At 71.1% G+C, this 17,941-nt stretch carries 19 protein-coding genes; 11 read left to right on the top strand and 8 right to left on the bottom strand.

Features of this window, described 5'->3' with window-relative positions; all coding sequences use genetic code 11:
- Nucleotides 1–349: 349 nt before the first annotated feature.
- Entirely contained in the window at nucleotides 350–658 is a 309-nt protein-coding gene (locus IE267_RS23625; RefSeq protein ID WP_161247367.1) for a hypothetical protein, read from the bottom strand.
- 6 nt (nucleotides 659–664) lie between these two features.
- Nucleotides 665–1,294 (bottom strand): ATP-dependent Clp protease proteolytic subunit, encoded by a 630-nt coding sequence (locus IE267_RS23620; RefSeq protein ID WP_167155359.1) that lies wholly within the window; start codon nucleotides 1,292–1,294, stop codon nucleotides 665–667.
- 259 nt (nucleotides 1,295–1,553) lie between these two features.
- On the opposite strand from IE267_RS23620, the gene IE267_RS23615 reads away from it, so the two are divergent.
- The 9 genes from IE267_RS23615 to IE267_RS23575 all read left to right on the top strand — a co-directional run bounded on the left by IE267_RS23615 (nucleotide 1,554) and on the right by IE267_RS23575 (nucleotide 9,236).
- On the top strand, nucleotides 1,554–2,246 hold the full coding sequence (locus IE267_RS23615; RefSeq protein ID WP_167155362.1) for a lysophospholipid acyltransferase family protein: 693 nt from the start codon (nucleotides 1,554–1,556) through the stop codon (nucleotides 2,244–2,246).
- A 149-nt stretch (nucleotides 2,247–2,395) separates the two neighbouring features.
- Nucleotides 2,396–2,677, top strand: coding sequence for a type II toxin-antitoxin system Phd/YefM family antitoxin (locus tag IE267_RS23610; RefSeq protein ID WP_167155365.1), 282 nt, complete (start codon nucleotides 2,396–2,398; stop codon nucleotides 2,675–2,677).
- Nucleotides 2,678–2,999: 322 nt separating this feature from the next.
- Nucleotides 3,000–3,302 carry an urease subunit gamma gene (locus IE267_RS23605; RefSeq protein WP_189764589.1) on the top strand — a complete coding sequence of 101 codons (303 nt, stop codon included), beginning with the start codon at nucleotides 3,000–3,002 and terminating at the stop codon, nucleotides 3,300–3,302.
- Between the two features lie 13 nt (nucleotides 3,303–3,315).
- Nucleotides 3,316–3,627 (top strand): urease subunit beta, encoded by a 312-nt coding sequence (locus tag IE267_RS23600; protein ID WP_189764588.1) that lies wholly within the window; start codon nucleotides 3,316–3,318, stop codon nucleotides 3,625–3,627.
- On the top strand, nucleotides 3,620–5,341 hold the full coding sequence (locus tag IE267_RS23595; RefSeq protein ID WP_167155368.1) for an urease subunit alpha: 1,722 nt from the start codon (nucleotides 3,620–3,622) through the stop codon (nucleotides 5,339–5,341). The genes IE267_RS23600 and IE267_RS23595 overlap by 8 nt, the downstream gene beginning before the upstream one ends.
- A 14-nt stretch (nucleotides 5,342–5,355) precedes the next feature.
- Nucleotides 5,356–6,030, top strand: a complete 675-nt coding sequence (locus IE267_RS23590; RefSeq protein WP_189764587.1) for an urease accessory protein UreF — start codon at nucleotides 5,356–5,358, stop codon at nucleotides 6,028–6,030.
- Between the two features lie 43 nt (nucleotides 6,031–6,073).
- Nucleotides 6,074–6,751: an urease accessory protein UreG gene (gene ureG, locus IE267_RS23585; RefSeq protein ID WP_189764586.1), complete on the top strand. Its 678-nt coding sequence runs from the start codon at nucleotides 6,074–6,076 to the stop codon at nucleotides 6,749–6,751.
- Nucleotides 6,739–7,506 (top strand): urease accessory protein UreD, encoded by a 768-nt coding sequence (locus IE267_RS23580; RefSeq protein WP_189764585.1) that lies wholly within the window; start codon nucleotides 6,739–6,741, stop codon nucleotides 7,504–7,506. The genes ureG and IE267_RS23580 overlap by 13 nt, the downstream gene beginning before the upstream one ends.
- 206 nt (nucleotides 7,507–7,712) lie before the next feature.
- Entirely contained in the window at nucleotides 7,713–9,236 is a 1,524-nt protein-coding gene (locus IE267_RS23575; protein WP_189764769.1) for an alpha/beta hydrolase, read from the top strand.
- Between the two features lie 122 nt (nucleotides 9,237–9,358).
- Here IE267_RS23575 and IE267_RS23570 read toward each other — a convergent pair whose 3' ends face one another.
- Complete coding sequence (locus IE267_RS23570) at nucleotides 9,359–10,060, bottom strand: lysophospholipid acyltransferase family protein (RefSeq protein WP_167156450.1); 702 nt, start codon at nucleotides 10,058–10,060, stop codon at nucleotides 9,359–9,361.
- A 205-nt stretch (nucleotides 10,061–10,265) separates the two neighbouring features.
- Here IE267_RS23570 and IE267_RS23565 point away from each other — a divergent pair, with 205 nt between their 5' ends.
- Nucleotides 10,266–12,686 (top strand): polysaccharide lyase 8 family protein, encoded by a 2,421-nt coding sequence (locus IE267_RS23565; RefSeq protein ID WP_189764584.1) that lies wholly within the window; start codon nucleotides 10,266–10,268, stop codon nucleotides 12,684–12,686.
- A 24-nt stretch (nucleotides 12,687–12,710) separates the two neighbouring features.
- Here IE267_RS23565 and IE267_RS23560 read toward each other — a convergent pair whose 3' ends face one another.
- From IE267_RS23560 to IE267_RS23540, 5 genes are all read right to left on the bottom strand, one after another.
- Nucleotides 12,711–12,872: a hypothetical protein gene (locus tag IE267_RS23560; protein WP_167155384.1), complete on the bottom strand. Its 162-nt coding sequence runs from the start codon at nucleotides 12,870–12,872 to the stop codon at nucleotides 12,711–12,713.
- Nucleotides 12,873–12,935: 63 nt separating this feature from the next.
- Complete coding sequence (locus IE267_RS23555) at nucleotides 12,936–13,895, bottom strand: cytochrome c oxidase assembly protein (protein WP_167155387.1); 960 nt, start codon at nucleotides 13,893–13,895, stop codon at nucleotides 12,936–12,938.
- 122 nt (nucleotides 13,896–14,017) lie between these two features.
- The gene (locus IE267_RS23550; RefSeq protein ID WP_167155390.1) at nucleotides 14,018–15,043 is read right to left on the bottom strand and encodes a 6-phosphofructokinase; all 1,026 of its coding nucleotides are present in this window, start codon (nucleotides 15,041–15,043) and stop codon (nucleotides 14,018–14,020) included.
- A gap of 213 nt (nucleotides 15,044–15,256) precedes the next feature.
- Nucleotides 15,257–15,985, bottom strand: coding sequence for a type 1 glutamine amidotransferase (locus tag IE267_RS23545; protein ID WP_100572871.1), 729 nt, complete (start codon nucleotides 15,983–15,985; stop codon nucleotides 15,257–15,259).
- Between the two features lie 24 nt (nucleotides 15,986–16,009).
- Nucleotides 16,010–17,257 (bottom strand): Mur ligase family protein, encoded by a 1,248-nt coding sequence (locus IE267_RS23540; RefSeq protein ID WP_161256422.1) that lies wholly within the window; start codon nucleotides 17,255–17,257, stop codon nucleotides 16,010–16,012.
- Nucleotides 17,258–17,374: 117 nt separating this feature from the next.
- On the opposite strand from IE267_RS23540, the gene def reads away from it, so the two are divergent.
- Nucleotides 17,375–17,911 carry a peptide deformylase gene (gene def, locus IE267_RS23535; protein ID WP_189764583.1) on the top strand — a complete coding sequence of 179 codons (537 nt, stop codon included), beginning with the start codon at nucleotides 17,375–17,377 and terminating at the stop codon, nucleotides 17,909–17,911.
- Nucleotides 17,912–17,941 lie beyond the last annotated feature (30 nt).

The following is a 17,941-nucleotide window of genomic DNA, read 5'->3' as shown; positions in this document are numbered from 1 at the left end:
TCCGGAACGGCGGCAGGACTCGGCGTCCGCCCGGACCGCCCCGCCGCGGTGGCGGGGGCTTGTCGTCTCAGGGATCTTCACGCACCGACTGTCGGATTTACGGCCCGAAACGGCTTTCTGTGAGGCTCCTCACGAGTGCCCCATTCGGGTGGACAAGGGCGAATGGACGCTGCTCCGAACGGGGTTGGCGAGCCTCGTACCTGCAAAGAAGGATCGTTTCAGCACTGTGGCCACGGGCCGTAAGCGGCTCATAAGGCTCAGTGAAAAGATCCGCCGGTGGGCCGAACGGGGGTAGCCCGTTTGGTTCGTTTCGCGCGTTCCCCGAGCGCGTCGCGTACCCCTGATCCACTCACACCGTCGACTGCGGCGGGACCGTCAGCCTCCCCGCGCGTCGTTCGCCGTCCAGCACCCGCAGTGCCCGCGTCAGCGTCTGAGCGTGCACCTGTGCCTCGCCGCGCGCGTGCATCAACGTGAGGGCGTCCTTGAGCGCGGCGGCCCGGCCGACCAGTGCCTGCGCCGCCCGCAGGGCCGCATACGTGTCATGGCCGTGCGCCGGGTTGATCCGGCCGAGCAGGTCGACCACCGCGAGATAGGAGTCGATGAACTCGGACTCGGCGCGCGTGAGCGCCGGCAGCGGCGGAAGCTCCGGTGGCAGCACGGGCCCTCACCTGCCGCGCAGGGACGTCTTGCGGCTCTGGAGCACATGATCGGCGAGCCCGTACGCCACGGCACCCTCGGCGTCGAAGACCAGGTCCCGGTCGATGTCGGCGGCCACCCGCTCCGCGTCCTTGCCGGTGTAGCGCGCGAGCAGCTCGGTCAACAGGGCCCGCCCGCGCAGGATTTCGGCCGCGTGGATCTCCAGGTCGGAGGGCTGGCCCCGCATCGGCTCCTCGATGGACGGCTGTTGCAGAAGCACCCGGGAGGCGGGCTGCACGGCGCGCTTGCCGGGGGTGCCGGCCGCGAGCAGCACCGCGGCCACCGAGCTCACCTGGCCCAGGCAGAACGTCTGCACGTCACACGTGACGAACCGCATCGTGTCGTGGATCGCGGTCATCGCGGTGAGCGAGCCGCCGGGGGAGTTGATGTACAGCGAGATGTCCCGGTCCGGGTCCGCGTGTTCCAGGTGCATGAACTGGGCCATCACGTCGTTGGCGGACGCGTCGTCGACCGGGGTGCCGAGAAAGACGATCCGCTCCTCGAAGAGCTTGGAGTACGGATCGAGCGTGCGGATGCCGGTGGCGGTGCGCTCCTCGAACTGGGGGAGCACATGGCGGGCGGCAGGGCGGTGGTTCATGGCGTACCTCTCCTCGACCGGAGCCCGAAGGCCTCTGTCAGAAACGTACAGGACGTACAGAACACAGGAACATGGACGTCATGGCGCTCCGCAGGAAGGTGCAGGTGGGAGGACGTTTCGCCCTGAGCGAGCAGGAGATTTGGGCCGTTATGGTGCCCGTCCCGCGACCCGGGCTGGCTCATTAGGCGCTCTCCCGGGAGCCCCTCGCCCGTGGCTAGCGTGCGTCGGCGGGGGTCACCTGGGGAGAGGGCTCACTGAAGTGTTCTATTTCGCATTCCGTCTCGTGCTGCTGCCGCTGTTGCGGTGGCTGTTCCGCCCGAGCGTCGAGGGGGCCGGGCGGGTGCCCGAGGCAGGTGCGGTGATCCTCGCGGGGAATCACCAGTCGTTCACCGACCAGTTCCTGCTCGGCGTGACGCTGCGGCGCCGGCTCACCTTCCTGGCCAAGCAGGAGTACTTCACCGCGCCGGGCCTCACCGGCCGGGCGACGGCCGCCTTCTTCCGCGCGCTCGGCCAGATCCCCGTCGACCGCTCCGGCAGGGACGCGGCCCGGGCGGCGATCGACGCCGCGCTCCAAGTCCTCGACGGCGAAGGGGCGTTGGGGGTCTTCCCGGAGGGGACGCGCTCGCACGACGGACGGCTCTACAAGGGCAAGGTCGGGGTCGCCGCGATGGCGTTGCGCTCCGGCGCCCCGGTGGTTCCGGTCGCGATCATCGGCACGTTCGAGGCGCAGCCGAAGGGGCGCAGGCTGCCCCGGCGGGTACCGGTCACCCTCCGCTTCGGTGAACCCCTGGACTTCTCCCGCTATGCGGGGATGGAGGACGAGCGCCTGGTCCTGCGGGCCGTGACGGACGAGATCATGTACGCCGTGCAGAAGCTCTCCCAGCAGGAGTACGTGGACGTGTACGCGGTCGAGGCCAGGACCGCGGAGGAGGCGGCCGCCGCGGCGGCGTGACGGCCGCGCGCGGTCCGGCGGGCCCCAATCGGGGGACCCGCCGGACCGCACTGTTTCCGCGGAAGTTGGTCAGTGCGCCCCTGACCTGCGTATTTGTCGGCCCGTTCGGATATCGGTGGGTTCGGTGAGCGGCGTCTAAGCTGGACGTCATGGCCTACGAGATTCCGGTGACGCAAGCCCGCGCAGAGCTCGCGGAGCTGATCAACCGCGTGGTGTACGGCGGGGAGCGGGTCGTGGTGACGCGCCACGGGAAGCCGCTCGTCGCCCTGGTCTCCGCCGCCGACCTGGAGAAGCTGGAGGCCGCGCGGCAGGAGGAGGAGCAGGTGATCACGTCCCTGTCCTCGGTGCGCCATCTGCCCGCCGCCGCGCCCGCCGAGCCCCGGCGCTTCGGGATCGCCGCCGAACACCGCGATCCGCGCACCGGGGACTGAACGCGGAGCGCGGTTCGCCGGGTCGCCGAGGGGGATGCGGGCAGCTGTGGGTGCTCTATACACGCACCTGCCCCGCTACCGCACCCTCGGGATGATCATGCCTTTCTAAAGTGTCAGTTAACGCGCCGGAAAAACTTCCGCCTTAACGTGCAATGGCTGGCCAAGGGGCCGGGAGATGGTCCTCAACAACCTGTTGAAGTCGGATACGGTTCCGCTGCGTTCGGGCGGAAGCTGCCGGTCCGATCCGTCTTCGCCCCGGACGCTCGCTGGGCCCGTCCACGGCTGTCCGTGACGGGGAGGGCACGAGTGTGAGGTGGGAAGCGTGCAACTGACGCCGCACGAGCAGGAACGGCTGCTCATCCATGTGGCCGCGGACGTAGCGGAGAAGCGCAGGGCCCGCGGGGTGAAGCTCAACCACCCCGAATCCGTCGCCCTCATCACCTCGCACATCCTGGAAGGCGCCCGCGACGGCCGCACCGTCGCCGAACTCATGGCGTCCGGACGGAAACTGCTCTCCCGCGACGAGGTCATGCCGGGCATCCCGGAGATGATCCACGACGTCCAGGTCGAGGCGACCTTCTCGGACGGCACCAAGCTCGTCACCGTCCACGAACCGATCGCCTGACGGGAGCGCCGCCGTGATTCCCGGAGAGATCCTCTTCGCCGAGGACCCCATCGTCCTCAACGAGGGCCGTCCCGTCGTGCGGATGACCGTACTCAACGCCGCCGACCGGCCCGTCCAGGTCGGCTCCCACTACCACTTCGTTGAGGCCAACCCCGGCCTCGACTTCGACCGTACGGTTGCCCGGGGCAAGCGACTGAACATCGCCGCGGGCACCGCCGTCCGCTTCGAACCCGGTATCCCCGTAGACGTAGAACTCGTCCCCCTGGCCGGCCGGCGCATCGTGCCCGGGCTGCGCGGCGAGACCGGAGGCTCCCTCGATGACTGACCTCGACCGCGCCGGGTACGCCGACCTGTTCGGCCCCACCACCGGCGACCGCATCCGGCTCGCCGACACCGCACTCCTGGTCGAGATCGAGGAGGACCGCTCCGGCGGGCCCGGACGCTCGGGCGACGAGGCCGTGTTCGGCGGCGGCAAGGTGATCCGCGAATCGATGGGGCAGGCGCGCACCACCCGCGCCGAAGGCGCCCCCGACACCGTTGTCACCGGCGCCGTGATCATCGACCACTGGGGCATCGTCAAGGCGGACATCGGCATCCGCGACGGCCGGATCACCGGCATCGGCAAGGCCGGCAACCCGGACACCATGGACGGGGTCCACCCCGACCTCGTCATCGGCCCCGAGACCGAGATCATCGCGGGCAACGGGAAGATCCTGACCGCCGGGGCCGTCGACACGCACGTCCACTTCATCTCGCCCACCCTCATCGACCAGGCGCTGTCCTCCGGCATCACCACCCTGGTCGGCGGCGGCACCGGACCCGCCGAGGGCAGCAAGGCCACCACCGTCACCCCGGGCTCCTGGCACCTGGCCCGGATGTTCGCCGCCCTGGAGAACTCGCCCGTCAACATCGGCCTCCTCGGCAAGGGCAACACCATGTCGCGCGAGGCGATGCACTCCCAACTGCGCGGCGGCGCGCTCGGGTTCAAGATCCACGAGGACTGGGGCGCGACCCCCGCCGTCATCGACGCCTGCCTCGGTGTGTGCGACGAGACCGGCGCCCAACTCGCCATCCACACCGACACGTTGAACGAGGCGGGCTTCGTCGGCGACACCCTCGCCGCGATCGCGGGCCGCTCGATCCACGCCTACCACACCGAAGGCGCGGGCGGCGGGCACGCGCCCGACATCATCACCGTGGTCTCGCAGCCCAACGTGCTGCCGAGCTCCACCAATCCGACCCGGCCGCACACCGTCAACACCATCGAGGAACACCTCGACATGCTGATGGTCTGTCACCATCTCAACCCGGCCGTGCCGGAGGACCTGGCGTTCGCCGAGTCCCGCATCCGTCCCTCCACCATCGCCGCCGAGGACTTCCTGCACGACCTCGGCGCCATCTCGATCATCTCCTCCGACTCCCAGGCGATGGGCCGCATCGGCGAGGTCGTGCTGCGGACCTGGCAGACCGCGCACGTCATGAAGGTGCGCCGGGGCGCGCTCGCCGGTGACGGCCGGGCCGACAACCACCGGGTGCGCCGTTACGTCGCCAAGTACACGATCAATCCGGCGGTCGCCCAGGGCCTGGACCGTGAGATCGGCTCCGTCGAGTCCGGCAAGCTCGCCGACCTGGTGCTGTGGGAGCCCGCCTTCTTCGGCGTCAAGCCGCAACTGGTCATCAAGGGCGGCCAGATCGCGTACGCGCAGATGGGCGACGCCAACGCGTCGATCCCCACCCCGCAGCCGATCCTGCCGCGCCCCATGTTCGGCGCGCTCGGCAGGGCGCCCGCCGCCAACTCGCTCAACTTCGTGTCCCGGGCGGCACTCGATGACGGCCTGCCCGACCGGCTCGGCCTGGACAAGCGGTTCGTGGCCATCGAGAACACCCGTCGGGTCGGCAAGGCGGACATGCGCGAGAACGACGCAACTCCGGACGTCCGGGTCGATCCGGACACGTTCACCGTGACCATCGACGGAGACGTGGTCGAGCCCGCGCCGGCCGCCGAACTGCCCATGGCCCAGCGGTACTTCCTCTTCTGACGGGCTGTCATCACATGAGTCGCGCTGCCCTGCTCGTCCTCGCCGACGGCCGCTTCCCCGCCGGGGGCCATGCCCACTCCGGCGGGGCCGAGGCGGCCGTCAAGGCGGGCCGCATCCGTACCGCCGCCGACCTGGCGGAGTTCTGCCGCGGCCGGCTGCACACCGCCGGCCTCACCGCCGCGGCCCTCGCCGCGGCGGCGGCCGCCGGCCTCGACCCGCTCCTCCTGGACGAGGCCGCCGACGCCCGCACCCCCTCGCCCGCCCTGCGGGCCACCGCCCGCAAGCTGGGCCGCCAGATGATGCGCGCGGCCCGGGCCACCTGGCCGTCGGCTGAACTCGACGCGCTGGCCGCGGCCCGGCCGCGCGGCGCCCACCAGCCCGTCGTGCTCGGACTCGCCGCCCGTGCGGCCTCACTCGGGCCCGAGGACGCGGCGCACTGCGTGGCGTACGAGGCGGTGAGCGGCCCGGCCACAGCGGTCGTGCGGCTGCTGGGCCTCGACCCGTTCGACGCGACGGGCGTCCTCGCCCGGCTCGCGCCGGAGCTGGACGCCGTGGCCCGGCGGGCGGCCGTCGCCGCGGCGGAGGCGGTGGTCGAGGGGGCCGCCGTGCTGCCCGCCGCATCGGCTCCGCTGCTCGACGTCATGGCCGAGGCGCACGCGGCCTGGCCGGTGCGGCTGTTCGCCTCGTAGCCGGCCGCACCCCGAATCGTCCTACACCCACCCTGGAGACCCCATGCACCTCGACCACTCCCACGACGGCCCCGCACCCGTCAGCGCCGACGCCCACCGGCCCGACGGCCGGCGCAGGGCGTTGCGCGTCGGACTCGGGGGACCCGTCGGGTCCGGGAAGACCGCCACCGTCGCCGCGCTCTGCCGGGCCCTGCGCGACCAGCTGTCCATCGCCGTCGTCACCAACGACATCTACACCCGCGAGGACGCCGCCTTCCTGTTGCGCAACGCCGTGCTGCCGCCCGAGCGCATCCAGGCCGTGGAGACCGGGGCCTGCCCGCACACCGCCATCCGCGACGACATCTCCGCCAACCTCGAAGCCGTCGAGGACCTGGAGGACACGGTCGGGCCGCTCGACCTGATCCTCGTCGAGTCCGGCGGCGACAACCTCACCGCCACCTTCTCCAAGGGCCTCGTCGACGCCCAGATCTTCGTCATCGACGTGGCCGGCGGTGACGACATCCCGCGCAAGGGGGGCCCGGGCGTCACCACCGCCGATCTGCTGGTGGTCAACAAGACCGACCTCGCGCCCTACGTCGGGTCCGACCTGGCGCGGATGGCCGGGGACGCCAAGGAGCAGCGGGGCGAACTCCCCGTCGTCTTCCAGTCGTTGAGGTCCGACGAGGGTGTCGCTCGGGTCGCCGGCTGGGTGCGGGAGCAGCTCGCGGCATGGGCGGCCTGACCCTCGGCGCGCGCGGGGTGCGCGCCACCGCCCGTATCGTCGCCACCCCCGAAGGCCTGCCCGTCCTTGAGGGCGAGGGCCCGCTCGCGCTGCGGCGCACCCGGGCCCGCGGCCCCTACCACCGGGTCACCGTCGTCGGCGCGATGAGCGCCCCGCTCGGCGGCGACCGGATCGCCGTCGAGGCCGAAGTGCGCGACGGGGCGAGGCTGCACGTCGACTCGGCGGCCGCCACCATCGCCCTGCCCGGCCGCGACGGCGAGCGCGCCCACTACGACGTACGCCTCACCGTCGGTGCGGACGCCGAGCTGCGCTGGCTGCCCGAGCAGCTCATCTCGGCGGCCGGCAGCGACCTCGCCATGCGCACCCGGATCGACCTCGCCCCCGGCGCCCGCCTCGTGTACCGCGAGGAGCAGGTGCTCGGCCGGCACGGCGAGCAGCCCGGCACCCTCGCCACCCGCCTCACCGTGTACCGCGCCGGGCGCCCGCTCCTCGACCAGGAGCTGGCATACGGTCCGGGGGCAAGCGGCGGCTGGGACGGTGCGGCGGTGCTCGGCGGGCACCGGGCCGCGGGCCAACTGCTCGTCGTGGGGCCCGAGTTCACGGACCGTCCGGCCGAGCCCAGGATGCTCGGCGACAACGCCGTGCTCACCCCGCTGGCCGGACCCGCCCTGCTCGTCACGGCCGTCGCGCCGGACGCCCGGCTGCTGCGTCACGTCCTCGACGACGCCCTGCGAAGCCACCTCACGACACGCTGACCGCTCAGCGGAACACCGCGCACCGGCTATCGGTTCGGTAAAAAAACACCTGTACGGCCTGTGCACAGTGGGCTCACAGACGAAAGGATCGCCCGACAGGCCCAAATGGAGCGCTGAGACTGACAGCGCACTTCAGCAGGGGGAGGTACCACTTGAGACGCACCGCAGTGCTCGGCTCGGCCGGCACACTGATCGCGGGCACGCTGATGGTGGGCGCGATAGCGGCTCCGGTCGCCAACGCCGACAACCGCGACCACGGTCGGTCCGAGGCGCGTGGCGTACAGGTCGCCGCCGACCGGGCGGCCAGGCAGGGCATCAACTGGACGGACTGTCCCACGGACTGGGCGATCGCCAAGCCCATCCAGTGCGGCTACGTCAGCGTTCCGCTGGACTACGCCCGGCCCAACGGCAAGCAGATCAAGCTCGCCGTCGACCGCATCGGCAACACCGGCACCAAGGCCGAGCGCCAGGGTGCCCTCATCTACAACCCCGGCGGCCCCGGCGGCTCGGGCATGCAGTTCCCGACCCGGGTGACCAAGAAGAACCCGCTCTGGACCAACACCTCCAAGGCCTACGACTTCGTGGGCTTCGACCCGCGCGGCGTGGGCCACTCCACGCCGATCTCGTGCGTGGACCCGCAGGAGTACGCCAAGGGTCCGAAGGCCGACCCGGTGCCGAGCAGCGAGGCCGACAAGCGCGCGCAGCGCAAGCTCGCCGCCGAGTACGCGGACGGCTGCGCCGAGCGCAGCGGCTGGATGCTGCCGTACCTGACCACGCCGAACACCGCGCGCGACCTGGACGTCATCCGGGCTGCCCTCGGCGAGAAGAAGCTCAACTACCTGGGCGTCTCCTACGGCACCTACCTGGGCGCGGTCTACGGCACGCTGTTCCCCTCGCACGTCCGCCGCATGATCGTGGACAGCGTGGTCAACCCGGACCAGGACAACATCTGGTACCAGGCCAACCTGGAGCAGGACGTCGCCTTCCAGGCCCGCTGGAACGAGTGGGAGGACTGGGTCGCCAAGTACGACTCCAAGTTCCACCTCGGCACCACCCGGGCGCAGGTCGAGGCGCAGTGGCTGAAGCTGCGCGCCGACGCCAAGAGGAACCCGCTCGACGGCAAGGTCGGCCCGGCCGAGCTGCTCGGGTTCTTCCAGAAGGCCCCGTACTACGACTCGTACTGGGTCCCGGTCGCCAAGGCGCTCAGCGCCTACGCGGCGGGCGACAGCAAGCCGGTCGTCGCGGCAGCCGCGTCCGACATGACGGACATCGCGGGCAACATCGCCTCGGAGAACGGCAACGCGGTCTACACGGCCGTCGAGTGCGCGGACGCCAAGTGGCCGACCAGCTGGCGCAAGTGGGACCGGGACAACACCCGGCTCAACAAGGACTACCCGTTCCTGACCTGGTCCAACGCCTGGATGAACCTGCCGTGCGCCACCTGGTCCACGAAGCAGCAGAACCCGATCGAGGTCAAGACCGGCAAGGGTCTCCCGCAGGTCCTGATCGTGCAGTCCACCAATGACGCCGCCACCCCGTTCCAGGGCGCCGTCGAGCTGCACAAGGCCTTCAAGAACTCGCGCCTCGTCATCGAGAAGGGCGCCGGTTCCCACGGTGTGACCGGTCTCGTCAACCCGTGCATCAACTCGCGCGTGGACGACTACCTGCTCACCGGCAAGACCGACAAGGCCGACTACACGTGCACCCCCCACGCAACGCCCGTTCCGTAGGCGGTAGTTGAGCCAAGGCAGTGACGGAAGGGGGCGGCCGGGAATTCTCCGGCCGCCCCCCTTTGTCAGGGCGTGGCGCCCAGCCGTGCGCGGGGCTCCCGGCCCCGGTCCATGAGGACCCCTCAGCCGATGAGGCCCCGAAAGCGCCGGGACTCCTCCGCCTTCACATCGGCCGCGTACCGGTCGACGTACTCCTGGCCCGACAGCTCCATGACCTTGTACATGATCTCGTCGGTCACCGCCCGCAGGACGGCCTTCTCGTTCTCCATCCCCTCGTACCGGGAGAAGTCGAGCGGCTCGCCGAAGCGGATCGACACCCGCTTGATCTTCGGGACGACCTGGCCGGGCGGCTGGATCTCGAAGGTGCCGACCATGGCGCACGGGATCACCGGAGCCCCGCCCCTGATGGCCATCACCGCGACGCCGACCTTGCCCTTGTACAGCTTGCCGTCGGGCGAGCGGGTGCCCTCCGGGTAGATGCCGAGCAGCTCGTCCTTGGCGAGCACCCCGAGCCCCTCCCGGATCGCGGCCTTCCCCGCCTCCTTGCCGGACCGGTCCACCGGGATCTGCCCGACCGCCCGGAAGAACGCGGCGGTCAGCCGGCCCTTGATGCCGGGCCCGGTGAAGTACTCCTGCTTGGCGAGGAAGGTGATGCGCCGCTTCAGCATCACCGGCATCAGGAAGTGGTCCGAGAAGGACAGGTGGTTGCCGGCGACGATCGCCGCGCCCTCGTCGGGGATGTGTTCGAGGCCTTCGAGCCGGGGTCGGAACAGCAGTCTCAACAGGGGCCCCAGAACTGCGTACTTGAGGATGTAATAGAGCACCCGCGAGCTCCTCACCATGCAGAAGGGTGGCCAGTGTAGGGCGAGGCCCGGGCCGCTGTAACCACCGGCGGCCGGCCCGGCGGCGGATCGATCAATCGATCATTTGTGCGCGAGTTCTTGAGCGGACGAAGCACGGCGTGTACAAACCGTTCACGTCAGCGTGTGCACCCCTCCCTCGCCTTCCCCGTTCCGGGCTGGAGTCCCCATGACCGCTCCCTGGTCCCGTCGTGGCTTTCTGTACGCGACCGGCGCCTCGGCCCTCGCTCTGGGGACCGTCGGCGCCCCGCGGGCGAGCGCCGCCGACGCCTATGACGCGCTGCGCGCCACCTGGCGCACCCTGATCCTCGGGTCCGGCTTCGCGCCCACCGCCGAGCCGTTCAAGTCCAGGCTCGCCGACCTCGGCACCTCGGCCGCGTCCCTGCTCGCCACCATGGCACCGGCGAGCGGATCGCTGTGGCCCGACGCCGGGTACGCCGACCCCGATCCCGACACCGACCAGGAGTCGTTCGGCTACTCGGCCAGGATGAACGACAGCTACAACCGGCTCCGCACCATGGCCGAGGCCTACAGTCAGCCGGGCACCGGCCTCACCGGCGACAGCGGCCTCGCCGCGGCCGTCGTCACCGGCCTCGACCACCTCCACGACGACGTCTACGGCGAAGGCCGCTCCAGCTTCGGCAACTGGTACAACTGGCAGATCGGTGCACCGCAGGCGCTGCTCGACACCTGCGTCCTGCTGTACGACCACCTCTCCTCGGCCCAAGTGGCCAGCTTTCTCAAGGCGGTTGACCATTTCGTGCCGGACAGTGCGGTCGCCGTCTACGCCGGCACCAGCACCGGCGCCAACCGCGTCGACCTCTGCCGGGTGCTCGCCCTGCGCGGCGTCCTCGGCAAGAGCTCCGCGAAGCTCTCCCTGGCCGCGAGCGCGCTCTCACCGGTCTTCCCGTACGTGAGCGGGGGCGACGGCCTCTACGCGGACGGCTCCTTCGTCCAGCACACCTACGTGCCCTACACCGCCTCCTACGGGTCGGTGATGCTCGGCGGTCTCGGCATGCTGTTCGCCCTGCTGGCGGGCTCCGCCTGGGCGGTGTCGGACCCGGCCCGGCAGATCGTCTTCGACGCCGTCGAGAACGCCTGGGCGCCCTTCCTCTACAACGGCCTCGCGATGGACGGCGTGGCCGGTCGCGCCATCAGCCGGGGCGTCTCGGCGGGCGATCCGGCCGGCCGCCGGCAGGACGACCATGTGCGCGGCCACGCGATCCTCGCCTCGATCGTCCTGCTCGGCCAGGGTGCCTCCAGCGCCGAGAACCTCCGCTGGCGCGGGCTCGTGAAGGGCTGGATGCGGCGCGACTACTACAGCCCGCCGCTGAGCGACGGCTTCCTCACGGTTCCCGGCCTCGCCCTCCTCCAGGGAGTCGACGCCGACAGCGCGCTCGCCGCGATCGCCGAACCCGTCGGACACCGGCTCTTCCCCCACATGTCCCGGGCCACCCACCGGCGCCCCGCCTGGGCCGCCTCGATCAGCATGGCCGACAAGCGGATCACGTACTACGAGACCGGCAACGGCGAGAACCTGCACGGCTGGCACACCGGCTCCGGAATGCTCTACTGGTGGGGCGACACCTACGCCAACGGCCAGTACAGCGACGCCTTCTGGCCCACCGTGGACCCCTACCGGCTGCCCGGCACCACCGCGTCCCGCAAGGTCCTCGCGGACGCCGCGGGCGGCGACTGGGGAGCGTCCCGGCCCGATGTGAACTGGGTGGGCGGAGCCACCGACGGGCAGCGCGCCTCGATCGGGCAGTACCTCAAGGGGCTGGGGAGCACCCTCGTCGCCAAGAAGTCCTGGTTCTGCCTCGACGACGCGATCGTGTGTCTGGGCGCCGGCATCACCTGCCGGGACGGCGCCGTCGTCGAGTCGACCGTCGACAACCGCAACCTCGGGCCGACCGGCGCCTCCGCCCTGACCGTCGACGGAGTCGTCCAGCCCTCCGCCTACCCCTGGTCGGCGACCCTGACCGGCGCCTCCTGGGCCCACCTCGCGGGCCACGCGGGCTATGTCTTCCCCGGCCGCGCGACCGTACGGGCCCGGCGCGAGGAGCGCACCGGACGCTGGAGCGACCTCAACAAGGGCAGCGCGACGACACCGGTCAGTCGCCGTTACCTCACCCTGTGGGCCGACCACGGCACCGACCCGTCCGGCGCCGGATACGCATACGTCCTGATGCCGGGCGCCTCCGCGGCCCAGACCGCGGCCCGCGCCGCCGCCGGTGGCTGGCCGACCGTCCTGGCCAACACCGACGACCAGCAGGGCGTCGCGGTGCCCGCGCTCGGCTTCACCGGGGTCAACTTCTGGTTCGGCGGCACCGCCGGTGCGCTCACCGCCAGCGCACCCTGCTCCGTGATGATCAGCGAGCGCGGCGACGGCACCGCCGTGATCTGCGTCAGCGACCCCATGCGCGCCCAGACCTCGCTCACCCTGACCTGGCGCCGGGCCGTCGCATCGGTCACCGCACGCCCGGCCACGCTCACGGGCGCCACCACCGGCGCATCCCTGACCCTCGCCTTCGGCGACCTCAGCGGCACCGGGGGAGCGACCCAGCAGACCGTGGTGCGGCTCGGCTGACCGGTCCGGGCGCCGCGGGCCGCCCTAGGTGCTGCGGGACGTCGCGGCCGTCCCGAGCGTGGTGAGTCCGAGCACCACCCAGCCGAACCACAGCCAGCCGTTGCTGCCGAGCGCCACCGTGTATGCCGTGATCACCACCAGCATGGCCAGGGTGAGCACCATCATCGACTTCGTCGAGCGGGGCATCGCGTCCCCTTCCTCCCGGCGGGTGCCGTGAGGACCATGGTCCCCCCGCGGAGGGTCCCGGCGCTACTGGCCGCGCGTGTTCAGCGAGGCGAGATAGGCGTTGTAGGCCTGAAGCTCCCGGTCGCCGTCCCGCTCGGCGGCACGGTCGGTGCGGCGCGCCTGGCGCTTCTCGGTGGCGTACCACTGGAAGACCAGCGCGATCAGCACGAGCACCGAGGGGATCTCGCTGAACGCCCAGGCGATGCCGCCGGCCGCCTGCTGGTCGGTGAGCGCGTCGATGCCCAGGGAGGAGGGCGGGTTCTTGTACGTGCCGATCATGGGCTCGCTGGCCATCATCAGGGCGATGCCGAAGAACGCGTGGAAGGGCATGCCGGCGAAGAGCTCCAGCATCCGCATCACGTAGCCGGGCCGGTGCGGCCCCGGGTCCACGCCCATGATCGGCCAGAAGAAGACCAGGCCGACCGCGAGGAAGTGGACCATCATCGCGATGTGCCCGGTCCTCGACTCCATCAGGAAGTCGAAGATCGGCGTGAAGTAGAGCCCGTACAGGCTCGCGATGAACAGCGGGATGGTGAACGCCGGATGCGTGACGACCTTCATGTACCGGCTGTGCAGCAGCATCAGGAGCAGCTCGCGCGGGCCCTTGCGGCCGCGCGTCGCGCTCACCGGCAGCGCGCGCAGCGCGAGGGTGACCGGGGCGCCGAGCAGCAGCAGGATGGGCGACAGCATGCTGATCACCATGTGCTGCACCATGTGCACGCTGAACATGACCATGCCGTAGTCGTTGAGCTTGGTGCACATGACGAACGCGATGGTCAGGACGCCCACGGTCCAGAAGATCATCCGGCTGACCGGCCAGTTGTCACCGCGCCGCCGGAGCCGGACCACGCCCCAGGCGTACAGGGCGAGCCCGAGCAGGCAGCCGATGAGGAAGAAGGAGTCCGCCGACCATTCGAGGCCCCGCGCCAGCGTGAACGGCGGCAGGTCCATGTTCATGTCCATGCCGTGCCCGCTGTGATCCATCCGCTGACTCCTGATTCGTACCGGTTGTCCCGCACCAGACTAGAACCGCCCCCGGCCGACGATGCGGGCGGGGGCGGTTCATTGCGTACAAAACAATCCGGAAGCGACCGCGGCGGCGGAGGCTAGAGCACGCACTCCGCTTCGGCGTACCGCTCGGCCGGGACGGTCTTCAAGGTGGCCGTCGCCTCGGCGAGCGGGACCATGACGATGTCGGTGCCGCGCAGCGCGGTCAGCATCCCGAACTCGCCGCGGTGGGCGGCCTCCACCGCGTGCCAGCCGAAGCGGGTGGCGAGCACCCGGTCGTAGGCGGTGGGCGTGCCGCCGCGCTGGACGTGGCCGAGGATGACCGGGCGCGCCTCCTTGTCCAGGCGCTGCTCCAACTCGATGGAGAGCTGGCGGGCGACGCCGGCGAAGCGCTCGTGGCCGTAGACGTCGGTGCCGCCCACGTCGAACTGCATCGAGCCCTCACGCGGCTTGGCGCCCTCGGCGACGACCACGATCGCGAACTTCTTGCCCGCCGAGAAGCGCCGGCCGACCAGTTCGGTCAGCTCGTCGATGTCGAAGGGGCGCTCGGGCACGACGATGGCGTGCGCGCCGGCGGCCATGCCCGAGTGCAGGGCGATCCAGCCGGTGTGCCGGCCCATGACCTCGACGATCAGCACCCGCTGGTGCGATTCGGCGGTGGTCTTCAGGCGGTCGAGCGCGTCGGTCGCCACGCCCACGGCGGTGTCGAAGCCGAAGGTGACATCGGTCGAGGCGATGTCGTTGTCGATGGTCTTGGGCACACCGACGATGGGCAGTCCCGCGTCCGACAGCAGCGTCGCGGCCTTCAGGGTGCCCTCGCCGCCGATCGGAATGATCGCGTCGAGACCCAGGTCGGCGACATGGCCCTTGGCGCGCTCCACGCCGTCGCGCAGATGCGCGGGCTGGACGCGGGAGGAGCCGAGGATGGTGCCGCCACGGGCGAGGATGCCGCCGACCGCGTCGAGGTCCAGCTTGCGGTAGTCGGCTTCGAGCAGGCCCTTCCAGCCGTCGTGGAAGCCGATGACCTCGTCGCCGTGGTCGACGACCGCGCGGTGCACGACGGATCGGATGACGGCGTTCAGGCCGGGGCAGTCGCCGCCGGAGGTGAGCACACCAATTCGCATTGCCCGGAGAACCTTTGCAACGTGGGCCGACGACCGGACCACGTCGTCCGGTTGGATCCCCGTCACCCTACCGGCGCAGGGTGACGGGGGCCGAATCGGAGGTCCGACTGATGGACGTAGTACGAACGTACGAAACGTCGGCCGGGCCGCCCGGGGCCGGTGGCGCCCGGTCGACGCGTCGCGCGGCCCGACCCGGGTGGGCGGCGCCGCGCGTCAGGCGGGCTGCGTCGCCGAGGCGATGCGCTCCGCGCGCAGCGCCTCGTACCAGCGGTCGTCGGTCGGCGGCAGCGCGTTCACGTCGAGCGCCAGCTTGAGCAGCAGGTCCGCGATCTGCGGGTTGCGTGCGAGGACCGGGCCGTGCATGTACGTACCGAACACGGTGTCGTTGTACGCGCCCTCGGTGCCGTCGCCGGTGCCGTTGCCCTTGCCCAGGCGCACCCGGGCGAACGGGCGGGCCGTCGGGCCGAGGTGGGTGACGCCCTGGTGGTTCTCGAAGCCGGTCAGCTGGGGCAGGCCGAGCCGCTCGTCGATGTCGCCGAGCACGTCGCCGACGCAGCGCTCGCCCTCGCCGCGGGTCGAGACCACGTCGAGCAGGCCGAGACCCGGCTCGCGCTCGCCGAGGTCGTTGATGAACTCGTGGCCGAGGATCTGGTATCCGGCACAGACCGAGAAGATGATCGCGCCGTTGGACGCGGCGCGGCTCAGACCGGTGTCGCGGCGCAGCCGCTCGGCCGCGAGCCGCTGCGGGCGGTCCTCGCCGCCGCCGATGAGGTAGATGTCACCGGAGGTCGGGATCGGCTGGTCGCTGCGCACGTCGAGGCGGTGCACGTCCAGGCCGCGCTGGCGCGCCCGCCGCTCCACGACCAGGGCGTTGCCCTGGTCGCCGTAGGTGCTCAGCAGGTCGGGGTAGACCCACACGAGGCGCAGGCTGTTGTCTGCCATGTCGCTAGTTTGCTCCTGCCTTGCTCAGTTGCCGACGACGCGGCGGACGTCCTGGAACGCGGTGTAGTTGGCGATGAGTTCGATCCGCCCGGGCGGTGCCAGCTGCGCGCACTCCTCCAGGTTCTCGCAGACCCGGAAGTCCAGGTTCGCGACCTCCAGGCGTACCGCCAGGTCCAGCTTGCGGTCGCCGATCACGAAGATCGGGTGACCGGCGAGCCGGGTGTAGTCGACGTCCCACAGCCACGAGGTGTCCGTGCCGTCCGCGCCACGGGCGTTGACGGACAGGACGACCGGGGTCGGCGGCGGGTCGATGAGGGAAAACGTTTCGAGCCAGCCCGCCGGGTTCTTCGCGAGCAGCAGCCGCAGCTCACGGCCCTGGAAGCTGACCACGTCATAGCGCCCCGCGACCGCCTGCACCTGGTACATGCGCTCCAGGGCGACCTGCGGCGGCACCCCGAACACCGCGGCGACCGCGGCGGAGGTGGCGGCGTTCGCCTTGTTGGCGCGGCCGGGCAGCTGGAGGTGGATCGGCCAGGCCGAGCCGTGCGGGTCGAGGACGTAGTCGCCGTTGAGGACCCAACTGGGCGCCGGGCGGCGGAAACCGCACTCACCGCAGAACCAGTCGTCGCCCGGACGCTGCATCACACCGCCGCAGGCGGGGCACGACCAGGCGTCGTCCTTCCACTCCTGACCGGCCGCCACCCACACCACGTTGGGGGAGGACGACGCCGCCCACACGACCAGCGGGTCGTCAGCATTGGCGATCACCACGGCCTTGGAGCCCGAAAGCCCCTCGCGCCACTTCTCGGCGAGCATCCGGGTCTCGGCGGCGCGGTCGAGCTGGTCGCGGGAGAGGTTGAGGAGCGCGATCGCCTTCGGCGTCACATCGCGCGCGACTCCCGCCAGGTACTTCTCGTCGACCTCGATCACGCCGTACTTCGCGTCCGAACCGCCCGCGAGCGCCGACGTGATGCCGGCCGGCATGTTGGCGCCGAGCGCGTTCGACACCACCGGGCCGCTGGCCCGCAGCGCCTCGGCGATCAGCCGGGTCGTGGTCGTCTTGCCGTTGGTCGCCGACACCAGGACGACGTCCAGATGAGTGGCGAGCCGCCCGAGCAGATCGGGGTCGAGCTTGAGCGCGACGCGCCCGCCGATCACCGATCCACTGCCCCGCCCCGCCGCGCGCGACACGGCCGCGGCGGCCTTGCCCGCGGTCACGGCCAGCTTGGCTCGCGGTGACAGGGGCCCGGCACCTCCATCGTGTCCTGACATCGTCCTTGATCCTCCTTGCGCCTGGGTCGGGTGTCAGCCTATCGAGATCCGGTCAGCGGCCCGAACCGCGCCACCATCCGGAATGCCGCCAGGTCACCGGAACGTACGCTTGCGCCCATGCGCCACCGTCCCATTCCCGGCAGTTCCGGCTCCGTACGAGAGATGAGTCTCCTCGGTGACGGGTTGCTCCACGCGCCCTGTGAACCCGTCACGGAGTTCGGGTCCGCCCTGCACCGGCTCGTCGAGGACATGTTCGCCACGATGTACGCGGCCGACGGTGTCGGCCTGGCGGCGAACCAGATCGGCGTCGCCCAGCGGGTGTTCGTGTACGACTGCCCCGACGACGAGGACGTCCGGCATCTGGGCCACGTCGTCAACCCCCGTCTGGTGGAGGCGGACGGCGTCGAGGTGCGCGGTCCCGAGGGCTGTCTGTCGCTGCCGGGCCTTGAGGCGCCGACCTCGCGCTTCGACCGCGCGGTCGTGGAAGGGGTGGACCTCCTGGGCGCGCCGGTTCGGGTGGAGGGTACGGGGTTCTTCGCGCGCTGCCTCCAGCACGAGTGCGACCACCTGGAGGGTGTGGTGTACGCCGACCGCGTAACGGGCCGTCACCACGCTCGCTTGCGGCGGGCGATCCGCAAGGCGGGGTGGAGCTGACCTCCTGGGGCCACGCCGCGGACCCCGTGC

This window comes from Streptomyces xanthochromogenes, from assembly GCF_014650455.1.
GTDB lineage: Bacteria > Actinomycetota > Actinomycetes > Streptomycetales > Streptomycetaceae > Streptomyces > Streptomyces xanthochromogenes.
Note: the sequence above shows the minus strand (reverse complement) of the source record. Positions and strands in the feature narration are given on the sequence as shown.